Raw genomic sequence first — 14,779 nt, 5'->3', positions numbered from 1 at the left:
GGAGCCGGGCCCGCCGGCAGTGAGTGCTCCTGCCGCTGGTCGCGGGCGCGCCGTCGCATTCTTATGGCACGCCCGTGACATGCACAAATCCCCGTCGGTCCGGCGCGGGGGCGAGGGCATGCGGCCGTGTCCCGCCGGTCCACCGAGGGTGGTGGTGCCGGGGCCCGCCCCCGCGGGCCCCGGCAGGGGACGCCCGCTACCCTCTCCGGCCCCTCGCGCGTTCGTACGTGAGCAGCACATGGACCACGCGGACCACGGCGAGCAGCCCGGCGGCCGTCGCCCCGGTCAGCAGCAGTGCTGTCGTGACACGGTGCGGCAGATTCCACACGGCCGCCGGGCCGGCGATCACACCGAACGCCACCGCGCCGAGAAACCCCGCGCTGGCGAGCGCGTAGCCGATCTCGACCGTTCTGGCGTCGCGCCGGGCCTGGTCTCCCCCGCTCATCATCCGGTGCCCTTCCCGAGCGAGTAGTGGTCGGCGACCCGCGCGGCGCTGAGCACCCCCGGGTAGACGGCTGTCTCGTCCAGCTCGCCCTTGAAGAAGTTGCTCGTGGGGTGTGAGGGCCAGTCGGCCAGCGTGTCGCCCCCGATCCGCCAGTAGCCGCTGGAGCTCTCGCTCTTCGTCACGGTATTGCTCTCCAGGAGGTGGCCGTCGACATAGAGTCGCATACCGGTCGGGCCCTGGGTCGCGACGGCCTGGTGCCACTTGCCGTCGTTGTACGCCTTCGGGCTGACGAGTGTCTTGAACCCGCTTCCGCTCACTCCGAAGACAAGCTTGCCCGCATTGGTCATGTACACCTGCTTATCGTACTTCTTGCTGGCGACTGTCGTGTTGTCGCCGAACCCGATGAGTTTCCCGCCCGACGTGCTGGTCGTTCTGAACCAGGTCTCCAGGCTGTACTTGACGGGAGCGGCGTAACGGCGGTCGCTGTACACCCACTGGTTGGTCCCGTTGAACCCGAGCGCGGTGGACGGGCCGCTGACGGCTCCCGGAGTCCGCCGCAGCGAGGGAGCGTTGACGTCCACCCCGGATCGGTTTCCACTCGACGCGTCCGCCACGTACGGCTGTGCGGCGTCGTCGTAGCGCCAGTACAGTGACGCGCCGTCACCGAGTACCGCGGTGGGGTAGCGCTCGGTGGCGGTCGCGGCTGTGGCGGTGACGGCAGCCGACTTGGCACTGGTGTTGCCCGCGGCGTCGGATGCGGTGATCCGGTAGCTGTAGCTCTTGCCCTTGGTGACCGCGGTGTCCTTGACGGACACCTGGGGCCGGGCCCACATCAGTGAATCCGCCTGCACGGTCGCCATGGGTTTGGTGGCCCCGTCGCGGTAGACCCTGTACGTCAGCTTCGAGTCGTCGGTGTCGAAGGCGGCGCGCCAGCTGATCTGGACCTCTCCCGGCTTCGCACTGGCTGCGGCGCCCACCGGAACAGTCGGCGCACCCTTGTCGCCGGTGGACGCGAACCGGGTGAGGCTCTGCGCCGCGGACTTGTTGACGGTGGTGAACTCCCCGCCCGACCAGAGGTACTGGGTGGAGCCGGATGCGGCGATGGTCAGTGCGCGGGGGCCGATCCCCTCGCCGTTGCCGTCGTTGGTGTCCGGGAACCAGCCGAGCTTGCCGGTCCCGGTGGTGGGCTCCGCCAGGAAGTGGTGACGCGGTCCGTTGGGGAACTCCCCGACGCTGGAGCAGTCGTGGGCGTGCGAGGCGCTGTAGAGCACGCCCTTGTACGACTTCACGGACTGGGTGGCGCCGAGACAGGTATCGCGCCAGCGCTGGTTGAGGGTGCCGGCGTCGAGTGCGATCCGCCCGTCGAACACGGCGAACCCGGTCCCCTCGTTGCCGGTGTAGATTCCGGTGGCGTCCGTGTCGAGGGTCTTGACCACCGAGTTGTTCTCGATGAAGCCCGGGTAGGCTTTCGTCACCTTGCCCGACTTGGCGTCCACCACGGCCAGGGCGTGTGACGCCGCACCGTTGACCTTGAAGAAGTCGCCGCCGAGCACCGCGTTCTTGCCGTCCGGGGTCAGTGCGAGCGCGCGGCCCGGCTCGTCCGCGTCGGCGGTGAACGGGAGCACGGAACCGTCGGAGGTCTTGACAGCGGCGAACCGCTGGCGCTTCTGTCCGCTGACGGTGCCGAAGTCGCCGCCCGCGTAGACCGTGTCCTTGGTCACCGTCAGCGCCCGCACGGTCGCGGCGAAAGCGGGCCGGAACGAGGTCTTGGGCTTGCAGGTGGCGATGTCGATCGCCGCGAGCGAGGACACCTTGGTGCCGTTGACGGCGCCGAAGTACCCGCCGGCGTAGAGCGTCTTCTTGTCGGGCGACACCGCCAGGGCCCGCACGGTGGCGGTACCGCTGCCGACCGTGAAGGAGAGGGTGCAACTCGTGGGCACGCCGGTGGCGGCGTTGAACGCGGCGAAGTTCACGGCGGACCGCGCCTTGCCCGACACTCCGGCGGGCGGCCGCAGCGCGGAGAACGTACCGCCCGCGAACACCACACTGCCGCTCTGCGCGAGCGCCCAGACGATCCCGTTGGTCTGCCATGTCGGCAGCGCGTCAGCCGTGAACGCCACCGGCGGTGTGATGGCGGAAGCGCCGGGCGCCGCGATCACTCCCAGTCCGGCCGTGGCGAACGACATGGCGAGTGCGGCGGACAGCGTTCTTGATCTCTTCATGAACCCCCCAGTAGAAGACCCGGGCTCCGTCCGGAGAACCGCGGAACATCCGGAATACGACACACGGGGACGAGCGGGACGGGTCGCGCTCCAACCCCCCTGTACGTCACGTTACTTGCCGGAGGACAGCCGCACCTGCCACTCCATGGGTGTGGCCGGAACCGGTAGCCATGGAAGCCGCCAGGAGTGAATGCTTTCAACCGGGGGAAGCTAGTGGCCCTGAGTCCGCCCGTCAACGCCCAAGGCATTGAATCCCAGAGGTTTACCGGAGTTCGGACAGAACTCTTGACAGGCCAGAGGCGCAACCCTAGCTTCGCCGTTCATGAAACGATTCATTTGCCGAGTCGTGACGGAGCCGGGACGGAGCCGAACATGATCAGCAGAAGACGACTGCTCAGTACCACGGGAGCGGCCATGGCAGCGGCCGCGGTCGTGGGGGCGGCGCCGGCCGCCCGCGCCGCCGGGACGGCCGGAGCCGCCTCAGGCCGCAAGGGCGCGGCGGACGCCTTCCGCGTCACCGGGCCGACCGTGGAGTACGCCGGGCAGCCGCTCGGACTCGACGTGGCACGGCCGCGGTTGAGCTGGCCGCTCGCGTCCGGCGGTCAGGACCGGTCGCAGACCGCGTACCAGATCCGGGTCGCGACCGACCCACGGCGCCTGGCGGAACCCGATGTGTGGGACAGCGCCAGGGTGGCCTCGTCCGATTCACTCCTGGTGCCGTACGCGGGTCCGCCGCTGCGCGCCCGTACGCGCTACCACTGGTCGGTGCGTGTCTGGGACGACAAGGGCGAGGTGTCCGAGTGGAGTGAGCCGTCCTGGTGGGAGACCGGACTGACCGCGGCGTCCGACTGGTCCGCACAGTGGATATCGGCACCCGCCGCGCTGGTGGCCTCCCCCTCGCTCCACGGCGCGACATGGATCTGGTTCCCCGAGGGTGACCCGGCGGACAGCGCCCCGGCGGGGACCCGTTGGTTCCGCGCCGACGTGGACGTGGCCGACGGCGTGACCCGGGCCCGCCTCGTGATGACCGCCGATGACGCGTTCACGGTGTACGTGAACGGCACCCAGGTCGCGCACACCGAGGCGGACGGACCCGCGGAGAACTGGCGCCGTCCCGTTGTCGTCGACGTCACCGGGCAGTTGCGCCCCGGCGGCAATGTGGTGGCCGTCGCCGCGGTCAACGCGCTGACAGGCGCAGCGGGACTGCTCGGCCTGCTGGAGATGACCTCCAAGGACGGCACGCGGACCTTCGTCACCGACGGCACCTGGCGTACGGTCGCCGAGGAGCCCGCCACCGACTGGACGTCCGCCGGTTTCGACGCCAGTTCATGGTCCGCAGCGAAGTCGCTCGGCGCATGGGGCGCGGCGCCCTGGGGTGAGGTGGCCGCTTCCTCGGCCCCGGCCGTCCAGCTCCGCCACGAATTCCCGGTACGGCGCAAGCCGGTCGCCCGCGCACGGCTGTACTCCACGGCACTGGGGGTCTACGAGGCCGGTCTGAACGGCGAGCGCGTGGGCGAGGACCAGCTCGCGCCGGGCTGGACCGACTACAACCGGCGCGTCCAGTACCAGACGTACGACGTGACCAAGCTGGTCAGGTCCGGGACCAACGCGCTGGGGCTGACCGTCGGGGCCGGCTGGTACGCGGGGCACGTGGGCATGTTCGGTCCGCACCAGTACGGCGAGACACCCGCGGTACTGGCCCAGCTGGAAGTGACGTACACGGACGGGACGACCGACCGTGTCGGTTCGGACGGAGGCTGGCGCGTCGCGACGGGGCCCGTGACCGATGCCGATCTGCTGATGGGTGAGCACTACGACGCCCGCCGGGAGACTCCCGGGTGGACGAGCGCCGGCTTCGACGACTCGGGGTGGGAACCGGTCACCGTCGTCGACAAGGTCACGGCTCAGCTGGTGGCGGAGGTCGACGCTCCCGCGCGCGTGGAGCGTGAGATCCCCGCACGTGATGTCACGGAGCCGAAGCCGGGCGTCTTCATCTTCGATCTCGGCCAGAACATGGTCGGTTCGGTCCGGCTACGGGTCTCGGGCAAGGCCGGGACCTCGGTCCAGCTGCGCCACGGCGAGGTGCTCAACCCCGACGGCACGCTCTACACGGCCAACCTGCGCACCGCGGCGGCCACTGACACGTACACCCTGGCGGGCCGCGGCACCGAGACCTACGCACCGCGGTTCACCTTCCACGGATTCCGCTACGTCGAGGTGACGGGCTATCCGGGGCGGCCGCCGCTGAGTGCTGTGGTCGGCCGGGTCATCCACACATCGGCGCCGTTCACCATGGAGTTCAGGACGAACGTCCCGATGCTCAACCAGTTGCACAGCAACATCACCTGGGGCCAGCGCGGCAACTTCCTGTCGGTTCCCACGGACACTCCGGCACGTGACGAACGGCTCGGGTGGACAGGCGACATCAACGTCTTCGCCCCCACCGCCACGTACACCATGGAGTCGGCGCGGTTCCTCACCAAGTGGCTGTACGACATGCGCGGCAGCCAGACCTCGGAGGGCAGCTTCACCGATGTGGCCCCCCTGGTCGGCAACATCGGCAACGGCTCGGCGGGCTGGGGCGACGCCGGGGTCACCGTTCCCTGGGCGCTCTACCAGGCGTACGGGGACACCCGGGTGCTGGAGCAGTCCTGGGACTCCATGGTCCAGTGGATCGGCTATCTGCAGCAGCACAGCGAGGGCCTCCTCAGGCCGGCCGAGGGCTACGGGGACTGGCTCAACACCGACGACGAGACGCCCAAGGACGTCATCGGAACAGCCTGTTTCGCGCACAGTGCCGACCTGGTGGCCCAGGCGGCCGAGGCGCTGGGCAAGGACCCGGCGCCTCACAAAGCCCTCTTCCAGCAGATCCGCGACGCCTTCCGCACGGCATACGTCTCCGCCGCCGGACGGGTCAAGGGTGACACCCAGACCGCCTATGTCCTCGCTCTCTCCATGGACCTGCTGGCGGACGCCGAACGGGGGCCGGCCGCCGACCGGCTGGTCGAGCTGATCAAGGCCAGGGACTGGCACCTCTCGACGGGGTTCCTCGGCACGCCGCGGCTCCTCCCCGTGCTCACCGCCACCGGGCACACGGATGTCGCCTACCGCCTGCTGCTCCAGCGGACGTTCCCGAGCTGGGGGTATCAGATCGACAAGGGCTCCACGACGATGTGGGAGCGCTGGGACTCCATCAAGCCCGACGGCAGCTTCCAGGACGCCGCGATGAACTCCTTCAACCACTACGCCTACGGATCGGTCGGCGAGTGGATGTACGCGAACATCGCGGGCATCGCCCCAGGCGGACCGGGATTCCGCAAGACGGTCATCCGGCCGCGTCCCGGTGGCGGGGTGACAGAGGCCGAGGGCCGCTTCGACTCCCGCTACGGGCCGATCTCCACTCACTGGACGACCTCCGGAGGGTTCCGCCTCACGGTGTCACTGCCGGCCAACACGTCCGCTGAGGTGTGGATCGCCGCGGACCGGGCGTCCGATGTCGACCACGGACAGGCGGAGTTCCTGCGGACCGAGGACGGCTGCGCCGTCTTCCGCACCGGATCGGGGACGCACACCTTCGCCGTCCGTTCCTCCGGCTGAGCTGCCGGCGGCCGGATTGCCGCCGGCCGGACGCGTTCCGGCCCGGCCGGCGGCGAGGGGCGGGCCGGCCAGCCCGGCCCGCCCCTCAGCTCAGCTCAGCTCCGTACGGTGAACCCGTCCACGATCATGTACTGCCCGCTCTTCATCACTCCGGTGAGAGTGTGCACCCCCGCCGGCAGACCGCTGACCGACCAGAGCTTCTGCTGGTACTGGCGGGATGCGCTCGTGGCGTCGGCGGTCTCCCGGTGCACCCCGTCGACGGAGATGTCGATCGCTCCCTCGTCCGCGTTCAGTTCGGTGAGGAAGTCGGCTCCTGTGCCATGGAACGTGAAGGTGAAGGAGTCACCGACGGTGGTGGTGGCGTCGATGTCGTTCTGGAACGAGCCCTGGCCGCCGGCCTCGGCGCCCCGCCATCCCCAGCCGGTCCCCGTGTAGCTGACGCCCGCGGTGTTGTTGTACTCCTGCGGCCCGGTGGGCTTGACCAGAGTGACGGTGGTGGAGGACTGCGCGCGCCACACCCCGAGGGTGAGGGTGCTGCCCGGAGCCAGCTTGTTGTAGACGGCCCAGAAGCTGGCGCGGTCCGTCACTCCGGTCCCGTTCACTTCCCGGATCACATCGAGGGAGCGCAACCCCTGTCCGTAGGCATAGGAGGCGGACGGGACGCTCTGGAGGTAGAGCCCGTCGAAGTCGCCGAGGCCGACGGCCGACTGGGTGGCCTTGTCGTACACCTGGCGGGCCGTGGCGCCCATCAGCGGCTCGGGCTGGGTCTCGATCACCGTGTCCGGTGCGGGGGCGGCCGGCCAGCTGACGGGGGGCGGCGTCGCCTCCCCCTTCCTCCCGGTGCCGAACCGGTTCATCGGGAAGTCGACGAATCCCAGAGCCGTCGCGGGAGAGTCCGCGGGCAGCGTGTAGTCCGTCATACCGGGCGATTCCCACGGCGATCCACCGGCGAACCGCGGGTCCGCCGTAACCGAGTGGGCGTCCAGACCACTGGCGCCCCAGATGTCCGACAGTGCGACCGCCCGGCCGTTGTCCCAGAACAGATTGCGGTCCGCCGTGTACTTCGCGGCGGCCGGGTCGCTGCCGGTGAGTGAGTAGGGCGTATCCGCCAGGACGATGTTGCGGGTGATGGCATCACCGTTGTCGCGGTGCGAGATCTGCTCGTAGACCGATCCGCCCACGAGGATGTTGTTCGTGACCGTCCGCTTGAAACCGTCGCGCAGTTTGATGCCCGCGCCCAGCAGCAGATTGTTCTTCACCACGTAGTTGCTCGAACCGTCATCGAGGTCGACGGCCCATTCGCTGTTGTGCCAGATCCGGTTGTTGCTGATCGTGATCGGCCGCACGGCGTCGAGCAGCGAGTAGCTCTTCTGCAGGGCGTCGGACTCCGCGCTGGGGTTGGCGCTCGGCCCGGCGATGGGCCAGTACCTGTCCCGGCCCCACGCGTTGACCGGCCCGTGGTCCGACGTCTCCTTCACACAGTCGAAGATGTCGTTGTACTGGATCAGATGCCCGCCCCAGGTGCCGTCGTTGACGTTGACACAGGACCGGGGACTGCCGTGAATGGTGTTGTGGGCGACCGTGACCCGGCTGCTCATGGAGATGTTGACACCGGCGCTCTGTTTCTCGAACCGGCCCATGTCCGCCATGCTGTTGTGGCTGACGTCGATGTCGCGCGGGTAGTCGTCGGTCCTGGGTCCGGGGGTCAGGTCCGTGGGGGGATCGACCATGTGCGCCCAGGTCGAGGGGTCCCGGACAGCGGCGGTGGAGCCCACCACCTGCACATCGCTGGCGCCTGAGCCGGCGAAGCTGTTTGCGGTGACGGCCTCGTCCTTGTTGTAGCCGTCGATGAAGACACCGTTTCCTCCGACCTGGGCGAAGGAGGAACCGGAGACCGTGATGTTCCTGGCGTTCTTGATGTGGACGGCGCCGGCCCGTGCCACCGCCCAGTCACCGAGCTGCAGTGGCTCGTACGGTGTGTCGAAGAGGGTCCGGTGCGTCGCGGTGTAGGTGAACCCGTCGAAGGTGAGGTCATGGACGGGGCGGTTGGCCGACGGGCCCTCGGCCCGGACGAGTTCGTCCAGTTCCGCGGTGTCCACGGGGGACCTGTTGAGGTCCACGCCGGCCGGCGGGATCATGTACAGCTTCCCGGCGTCCTTGTCGTAGAACCACTCGCCCGGCGCGTCGAGTTCCTCGAATTCGCCCTCCGCGACGACGTGCGCGGTGTCCACGTCACCGCCCCGGTTGTTGTCACCGACCCACTTCAGCTGCAGGCCCGACTCGTTGCGTCCGGTGATCGTGTAGTCATTGCCGCCCCAGTGGGAGGAGTGCAGCCCGCGGATGTCGCCGGTGGCCGGGGTCTTCCACTGTGCCGAACGGGTGTTCAGGTTGGCCATGGTGGTCGAGCCGTTGAGTACGGCCGTGTCCGGGTCGAAATTCGGGTAACGGGCGAGCACTTGCCGGGCGCCGTCCACGAACAGCCCGTCGATCCTGTGGTGCGCCCCGATGTCCGCGACCCGGACCGCGCTGTTGTGCCGGTCGGTGGTCCACGCGGCCGTCACCCTGCGGCCGCCGCTGAGCACGGCCCGCTCGCCGGGGTAGGAGGAGTAGGTCACGGGGGCGGCCGCGCTGCCCGAGTCCGCGGCGCCGAACGTGAGGGTGGACGTGAGGTGGTAGGTACCGCCGCGGACCCACACGTGGACCGGGCGGCCCGACCTGGCCGCCTTTCGCGCGGAGAGCTGGGCGGCCGCCAGGGTCCGCAGGGGTGTGCGGGTGGACTGCCCTGAGCTCCGGTCGCTCCCGGAGGCCGACACGTAGATGTTCGTGACCGACGGGGTGCGGGCCGCGGTCGCGGTCCCCGCGGTGAGCGTGGGGGCCGCGGCCACGGTCAGGGCCGTGAGGACCGCCGCCGTCGCGAGCCGCCGTTTCGGGACGGCCCTGCCTCCTGGTCCGGTGTCCGAGCTTCGGTGCACTTCTGACTCCCTGCCACGGTAGGGCGGACTGTCCAGCAGATATCTCTGCCTCGATGAACTTTCATCGGATGTATCGATGAACTCAACGGTCGGCGGAACTCTGCTATTCACCCCATCCAGGTGTCAAGAGGTGTGACGCCGGGTCAATCTCGCTACTCTGGAGTCCAGTTGTCCGATGTATCGACTGCACACTGTGCGAAAAGCGGGAGGGGCCGGTCATGTCGACCGCCCCCTCCCCCCGCACAGCCCGGCCGGGATCACCGCCGTCGTACGCCCTTCAGTTCCCGCGCGATCTCCGCCACGGCCGCCCAGCTGAACGCCATGGCGGGCCCGATGGTCGCTCCGGGGCCGGGATAGGTCTCCCCCATCACCGCCGCGGACACATTGCCCGATGCGTACAGCCCCTTGATGGCGGAGCCGTCCTCGCGCAGGACCCGCGCCGACCCGTCGGCCACCAGACCGCCCTTGGTGCCGATGTCGCCCGGGTGGACGGGGATGGCGTAGTAGGGGGCCTTGTCGAGAGGGGCGAGGTTGGGGTTGAGCAGCGTCGGATCGCCGTAGTACCGGTCGTATACGCTCTCGCCCCGCTGGAAGTCCTCGTCACGGCCCGTTCGCGCGAAGCCGTTGAACCGGCCGATGGTGGTGCGCAGCCGTTCCGGTTCCGCTCCGATCCGGGCGGCCAGTTCGGACAGCGTGCCCGCCTTCTTGACGAAACCGCTCGCCAGCCACTCCTTCGGGAAGGACTGTCCCGGGAAGAGCCCCATGAAGATGTAGCGGGCCTTGGACCGGGCGTCGAGGATCAGCCAGGACGGCACCGTGGAGGCGTCCGGGCGGTCGTTGGCGTACATCTCGTCGACGAACTGGTGATACGGGGCCGCCTCGTTGGCGTACCGCTCGCCCGCTCCGTTGACGATGACCATGCTGGGGATGCCCCGGTCGGCGACGAGGAAGAAAGGCTTCTCGCCGGAGCCGGGCGGTACGACGGACGGTGCGCCCCACACCTTGTCGAGCAGGTCCGTCGCGGCGCCCGCCTCGACACCGAGACGCAGCGCGTCGCCGGTCTGTCCGTCCGACGCCGAGGTCCAGGCCGTCGAGGTGGGCGCGGGCAGGTACTTCTCGCGCAGCTGCTGGTCGTGCGAGAAGCCGCCGGAGGCGAGGACGACGCCGCCGTACGCCCGGATGGTGACGGGCGAGCCGTCGCGCTCGGCGCGTACGCCGGCGATCCGGCCGTCCTCCTCCACCAGACCGGTGAGCGGGGTGGAGAGCCAGAGCTCGCCGCCGAGCTCGTCCAGCGACTGGCGCATCCGCGCGATCAGGGCCTCCCCGAGTGCGATCGGCTTCGCGCCGGACGCCAGCGCGCCGACCGCCTTCATGCCGACCTTCAGCGAGGTCCTCCGGCCCTTCCAGGTGCGGGCGACCATGTTGAGGAAGCGGAAGTCGTACGAGGTGATGGTGAGCCCGTAGGTGGGCAGGCCGGCCCGGCGCATGGTGGCGCGGCGGTCGGCCGGGAGCTTCTTGAAGTCGAAGACCAGCGGCTCGATGGACCGGCCCTGCGGGTAGCCGCCGAGTGCCTCGGGGAAGTAGTCGGAGTAGCCGGGGGTGTAGGCGAACCGGACCGTGGTGCGGTCGTGGAACTCGCGGACCATGCGCGGGCCGTGCTCCAGATAGGCGTCCTTGCGCTCGGCGGGCACCCGGTCGCCGACGGTCGCATCGAGGTAGGCACGCGCCTTGGCCGGGGTGTCGCCCAGCCCAGCGGCGTCCAGATGGAAGTTGCCCGGTACCCAGATCGCGCCGCCTGACAGGGCGGTCGAGCCGCCGTACAGCTCCGTCTTCTCGATCACCAGGGCGGTCAGGCCGCGCAGCCGTGCGGTGATGGCCGCCGCGAGTCCGGCGGCGCCGGATCCGACGACGACCACGTCGTAACTGTGGTCCCAGCGGGTGTTCATGGGGCGGTTTTCCTCTCCGGCCGGGCGCCGGTCGCTGCCGGCGCCCGGTCACGTTTCACGGCTGTGGTGCGCGGCGGCCGGACGCGGCCGTCGGGCCGCTCCGCGCCGCGGTGCCACGCGCCGGGGTTCATCGGAAGTCACCTGCCGCGTAGGCGCTGCCGAAGTAGAGCAGCGGTGATCCGTCCGGCCGGGCGGCCAGTTCCAGCACCTCTCCGGTGACGACGAGGTGGTCGCCCGCCTCCTGGACGCTGTGCAGCGCGCAGTCCACGGTGGCGAGGGCGCCGTCGATCCGTACGGTGCCGTGCTCCGAAGCCGTCCAGCCGACACCGTCGAACTTGTCGCCGCCGCGGCTGCCGAGCGCGGCGCAGACCTCGCGCTGCTCCTCGGCGAGGACGCTGACGGCGAACCGGCCGGTGCCGGCGACGAGGGGCCAGCTGGTCGACCTCTTGCCGACGCACAGCATGACGAGCGGCGGGTCGAGGGAGAGCGAGGCGAAGGACTGGCAGGCCAGGCCCACCGGCCTGCCGTTGCCGTCGGCGGACGCGACGACCGTGATGCCGCTCGCGAACCGGCCGAGTACCTCGCGGAAGACAGCCGGGGCCGGCTGCCCGGTCAGCCGTTCCACTGGTGGCCCCAGAAGCTGTCGGCCGTCATCTCCTTGGCGACCCACGTGGTGTCGTCCACGAGGCGGCCTTCGGTGCCGTACTCGACCTGGAAGCCGCCAGGAGCCTGGGCGTAGAAGGACACCATCAGGTCGTTGGTGTGCCGGCCGAGGGTGGAGGCGACGGGGATGCCGGCCGCGTGGAGGCGGTCCAGCCCGCGGCCGACATCGTCGAGCGTGGCCACCTCGACCATGAAGTGCACGATGCCGGGCTCCATCAGGCCCGGGTAGAGCCCCAGGCTGTGGTGGCGGGGGTTGCATCCCATGAAGTGCATCCAGTGGAAATCGCGGCCGCCGGCGGCGCCGGGCACGATCGCTGCGGGCAGCCGCATCGAATCGCGCAGCGTGAAGCCGAGCAGCCCCTCGTAGAAGTCGTACGCCTCCTCGATGGCAGGGGCGGGGAGCACCACGTGGCCCAGGCCCAGGTCTCCGGTGACGAAGCGGTTGCCGTACGGGGTGACGGCAGGGGTGTGGTCCTGTGCCTGGCCCCAGAAGATCTCCAGGTGGTTGCCGGCCGGATCCTGGCAGTGGAACATGCCCTGCACCCGCCGGTCGGCGAGCTCGTCCGGCTTGGCGTCCTCGACCTCGACCCCGGCCGCGGCGAGTTCCGTACGGGCGGTGGCGAGCGCGGCGGCGTCGCGTACCTCCCAGCCCGCGGCGAGGAGCCGGTCGGTGGCGCCGCGCACGATGGTGATGCGGTGCGCGCGGTCGTCCAGGCGCAGCCGCAGGGTGTCCTCGGTCGAGCCGGGTGCCTCGATCATGCCGAGGACGCCGAGCGTGAAGGCACTCCATTCGTCGAACCTGGCGGTTTCCAGACGCAGATAGCCCAGTGCGCGAATTTCCATGACCCAGGTGCCTCTCAGTGCGTGAAGAAGTCGACGGCGAGCCGGTTGAACTCGTCGGCCTGTTCGGTCTGCGCCCAGTGGCCGCAGTGCGGGAAGACGTGGAGCCGGGCGTCGGGGATCGCCTTGAGCGCGACCAGTGCCCCGTCGAGCGGGTTGGCCCGGTCCTCGCGGCCCCAGGTGAGCAGGGTGGGCGCGGTGATGCGGTGGGCCTCGCGCCACAGCATGGTGTCCTGCTGCCAGGCCGGGTTGGCGAAGGAGGCCGCCATCCGGGCGTTGCCGAGCTTGGCGCCGGGGCCGGTGGCCTGTACCCAGCGCTCCTCGATCAGTTCGTCGGTGACGATGGCCGGGTCGTAGGCGAGGGTGGTGAGGAAGGTGCGCAGCTGGTCCTTGGTCGGCTCCGCCGCGGCGCTGAACTCGAAGAGCCGTTTGATGCCTTCGGTGGGGTCGGCGGCGAAGAGGTTGAGGGAGATCCCGCCGGGTCCCATGAGCAGGAGTTTGTCGACCTTGCCCGGATGGTCGAGCGCCATCCGTACGGAGGTGCCGCCGCCGAGCGAGTTCCCGATGAAGTGGGCACGGGAGATGCCGAGTTCGTCCATCAGGGCGGCCACGGCGTCCGCGCTGTAGCTGAAGAAGTCCTTGTCGAGTTCGGGTTTGTCGGATGCGCCGAAGCAGGGCTGGTCGACGAGAAGGGTGCGGAAGTGCTCGGCGAAGACCGGCAGGTTGCCGCCGAAGTTTGACCAGCCGGAGGCGCCCGGACCACCGCCGTGCAGCATGATCACGACGGGCGCGCCGGGGCCTGCGGGGCCCGCCTCGTGGTAGTGCAGCGTGAGTCCGGCGGCTTCGGCGGTGCGTGAGGTGGAGGCGTCGTCGATCACAGCATCGTGTCCTGGGTGTCGAGGCCGAGGGCTCCACGGCCGAAGAGGACGAGCGCGCGCTCGGGGTCGTTGGCGGCGTGGCCGCGGGCGTTGTGGGCGTCGCGCCAGGCGCGCTGGATGGCATTGCCGCCGGTCCGCATGGCGCTGCCGCCGGCGTTCTCCATCAGCAGGTCGACGGCGGCGACCGCGCGCTCGGTGGCCAGCACCTGGTCGCGGCGGGTGCGGGTACGCAGCGCGGTCGGCAGTTCCTCGCCGCGTTCGGCGCACTCGTACAGCTCCGTGATGTTCCGGACGAGCTGGAGCCAGGATGCGTCGATGTCGCTGGCGGCACGGGCGATGCGCACTTGTGCGAAGGGGTCCTCGGCGACCTGCTGACCGTACGAGACGCGGATCCGCTCACGGGTGGCGTCGACATAGCTGTCGTACGCGCCTTCGGCGATGCCGATCACCGGGGTGGAGATGGTGGTGGTGAAGACCGAGGCGTACGGCAGGCGGTAGAGCGGTTCGGGGTTGTGCCGGCACCCGGGGGCCTGCAGGGCGGTGACCGGTCCGAAGCTGAGGGCCCGGTGGTCGGGGACGAACGCGTCCTCGATGATGATGTCGTTGCTGCCGCTGCCGCGGAGTCCGACGGTGTCCCAGACGTCGTCGATACGGTATTCCGTGCGCGGCACCAGAAAGGTGCGCATATCGACGGGCTTACCTTCGTCGTCTTTGATGATGCCGCCGAGCAGGGCCCAGTCGGCGTGGTCGCAGCCTGACGAGAAGCGCCAGCGCCCGGATATCCGGAAGCCGCCGTCGACGGGGGTGACCTTGCCGGTCGGGGCGTACGAGGAGCAGATGCGGGCCCGGTTGTCCGGCCCCCACACCTCGTCCTGTGCGCGCCGGTCGTACAGACCGACGTGCCAGGGGTGGACGCCGACGACCGAGGCCACCCAGCCGGTGGACCCGCAGGCCCTGGCGATCTCTCTGACGGCGCTGTAGAAGACGGCGGGGTGTGCGGCGAAGCCCCCGTAAGCCTTGGGCTGGAGGAGCCGGAAGAAGCCGGTCTCGGCGAGTTCCTTGATGGAGGTGTCCGGCACGCGGCGCAGCGCCTCGGTCTCGGCGGCGCGCTCGCGCAGGGCCGGGGCAAGGGCCCGTACGGCGGCGAGAACCTCGTCGGCACTCATGCGCATCCCCTCTCGGTCGTCCTGGATGAGTGCCAGGAACCTACGCTTTT

The 14,779-nt window shown here is 69.9% G+C and carries 9 protein-coding genes; 1 reads left to right on the top strand and 8 read right to left on the bottom strand.

Annotated features, from left to right (window positions below):
- Positions 1-196: 196 nt before the first annotated feature.
- Together OG584_RS33570 and OG584_RS33565 are read right to left on the bottom strand one after the other, a co-directional pair.
- The gene (locus tag OG584_RS33570; protein ID WP_405783486.1) at positions 197-445 is read right to left on the bottom strand and encodes a DUF6332 family protein; all 249 of its coding nucleotides are present in this window, start codon (positions 443-445) and stop codon (positions 197-199) included.
- Complete coding sequence (locus OG584_RS33565) at positions 445-2,667, bottom strand: LamG-like jellyroll fold domain-containing protein (protein ID WP_405783485.1); 2,223 nt, start codon at positions 2,665-2,667, stop codon at positions 445-447. The genes OG584_RS33570 and OG584_RS33565 overlap by 1 nt, the downstream gene beginning before the upstream one ends.
- A gap of 372 nt (positions 2,668-3,039) precedes the next feature.
- Here OG584_RS33565 and OG584_RS33560 point away from each other — a divergent pair, with 372 nt between their 5' ends.
- A complete protein-coding gene (locus tag OG584_RS33560; protein WP_405783484.1) occupies positions 3,040-6,264 on the top strand; it encodes an alpha-L-rhamnosidase in 3,225 nt (1,074 codons plus the stop codon).
- A 95-nt stretch (positions 6,265-6,359) separates the two neighbouring features.
- Here OG584_RS33560 and OG584_RS33555 read toward each other — a convergent pair whose 3' ends face one another.
- From OG584_RS33555 to hsaA, 6 genes are all read right to left on the bottom strand, one after another.
- Complete coding sequence (locus tag OG584_RS33555) at positions 6,360-9,236, bottom strand: PDZ domain-containing protein (protein WP_405783483.1); 2,877 nt, start codon at positions 9,234-9,236, stop codon at positions 6,360-6,362.
- A gap of 257 nt (positions 9,237-9,493) precedes the next feature.
- Positions 9,494-11,182, bottom strand: a complete 1,689-nt coding sequence (locus OG584_RS33550) for an FAD-dependent oxidoreductase (RefSeq protein WP_405783481.1) — start codon at positions 11,180-11,182, stop codon at positions 9,494-9,496.
- 127 nt (positions 11,183-11,309) lie between these two features.
- The gene (locus tag OG584_RS33545) at positions 11,310-11,807 is read right to left on the bottom strand and encodes a flavin reductase family protein (protein ID WP_405783480.1); all 498 of its coding nucleotides are present in this window, start codon (positions 11,805-11,807) and stop codon (positions 11,310-11,312) included.
- Positions 11,795-12,688 (bottom strand): VOC family protein, encoded by an 894-nt coding sequence (locus tag OG584_RS33540; protein ID WP_405783479.1) that lies wholly within the window; start codon positions 12,686-12,688, stop codon positions 11,795-11,797. Before OG584_RS33540 ends, OG584_RS33545 begins: the two co-directional genes overlap by 13 nt.
- Before the next feature lie 14 nt (positions 12,689-12,702).
- The gene (hsaD, locus tag OG584_RS33535) at positions 12,703-13,563 is read right to left on the bottom strand and encodes a 4,5:9,10-diseco-3-hydroxy-5,9,17-trioxoandrosta-1(10),2-diene-4-oate hydrolase (RefSeq protein ID WP_405783478.1); all 861 of its coding nucleotides are present in this window, start codon (positions 13,561-13,563) and stop codon (positions 12,703-12,705) included.
- On the bottom strand, positions 13,560-14,729 hold the full coding sequence (gene hsaA, locus OG584_RS33530; protein ID WP_405783476.1) for a 3-hydroxy-9,10-secoandrosta-1,3,5(10)-triene-9,17-dione monooxygenase oxygenase subunit: 1,170 nt from the start codon (positions 14,727-14,729) through the stop codon (positions 13,560-13,562). Before hsaA ends, hsaD begins: the two co-directional genes overlap by 4 nt.
- Between the last annotated feature and the right edge of the window lie 50 nt (positions 14,730-14,779).

This window comes from Streptomyces sp. NBC_00859, from assembly GCF_045161865.1.
Lineage (GTDB): Bacteria > Actinomycetota > Actinomycetes > Streptomycetales > Streptomycetaceae > Streptomyces.
This window is presented reverse-complemented; position numbering and strand designations above follow the sequence as displayed.

Excerpts from the sequence above, each read along its gene's own strand:
- OG584_RS33560 (WP_405783484.1), top strand. The coding sequence starts at position 3,040 with ATGATCAGCAGAAGACGACTGCTCAGTACCACGGGAGCGGCCATGGCA.
- OG584_RS33540 (WP_405783479.1), bottom strand. The coding sequence starts at position 12,688 with ATGGAAATTCGCGCACTGGGCTATCTGCGTCTGGAAACCGCCAGGTTC.
- OG584_RS33550 (WP_405783481.1), bottom strand. The coding sequence starts at position 11,182 with ATGAACACCCGCTGGGACCACAGTTACGACGTGGTCGTCGTCGGATCC.
- OG584_RS33565 (WP_405783485.1), bottom strand. The coding sequence starts at position 2,667 with ATGAAGAGATCAAGAACGCTGTCCGCCGCACTCGCCATGTCGTTCGCC.
- hsaA (WP_405783476.1), bottom strand. The coding sequence starts at position 14,729 with ATGAGTGCCGACGAGGTTCTCGCCGCCGTACGGGCCCTTGCCCCGGCC.
- OG584_RS33570 (WP_405783486.1), bottom strand. The coding sequence starts at position 445 with ATGAGCGGGGGAGACCAGGCCCGGCGCGACGCCAGAACGGTCGAGATC.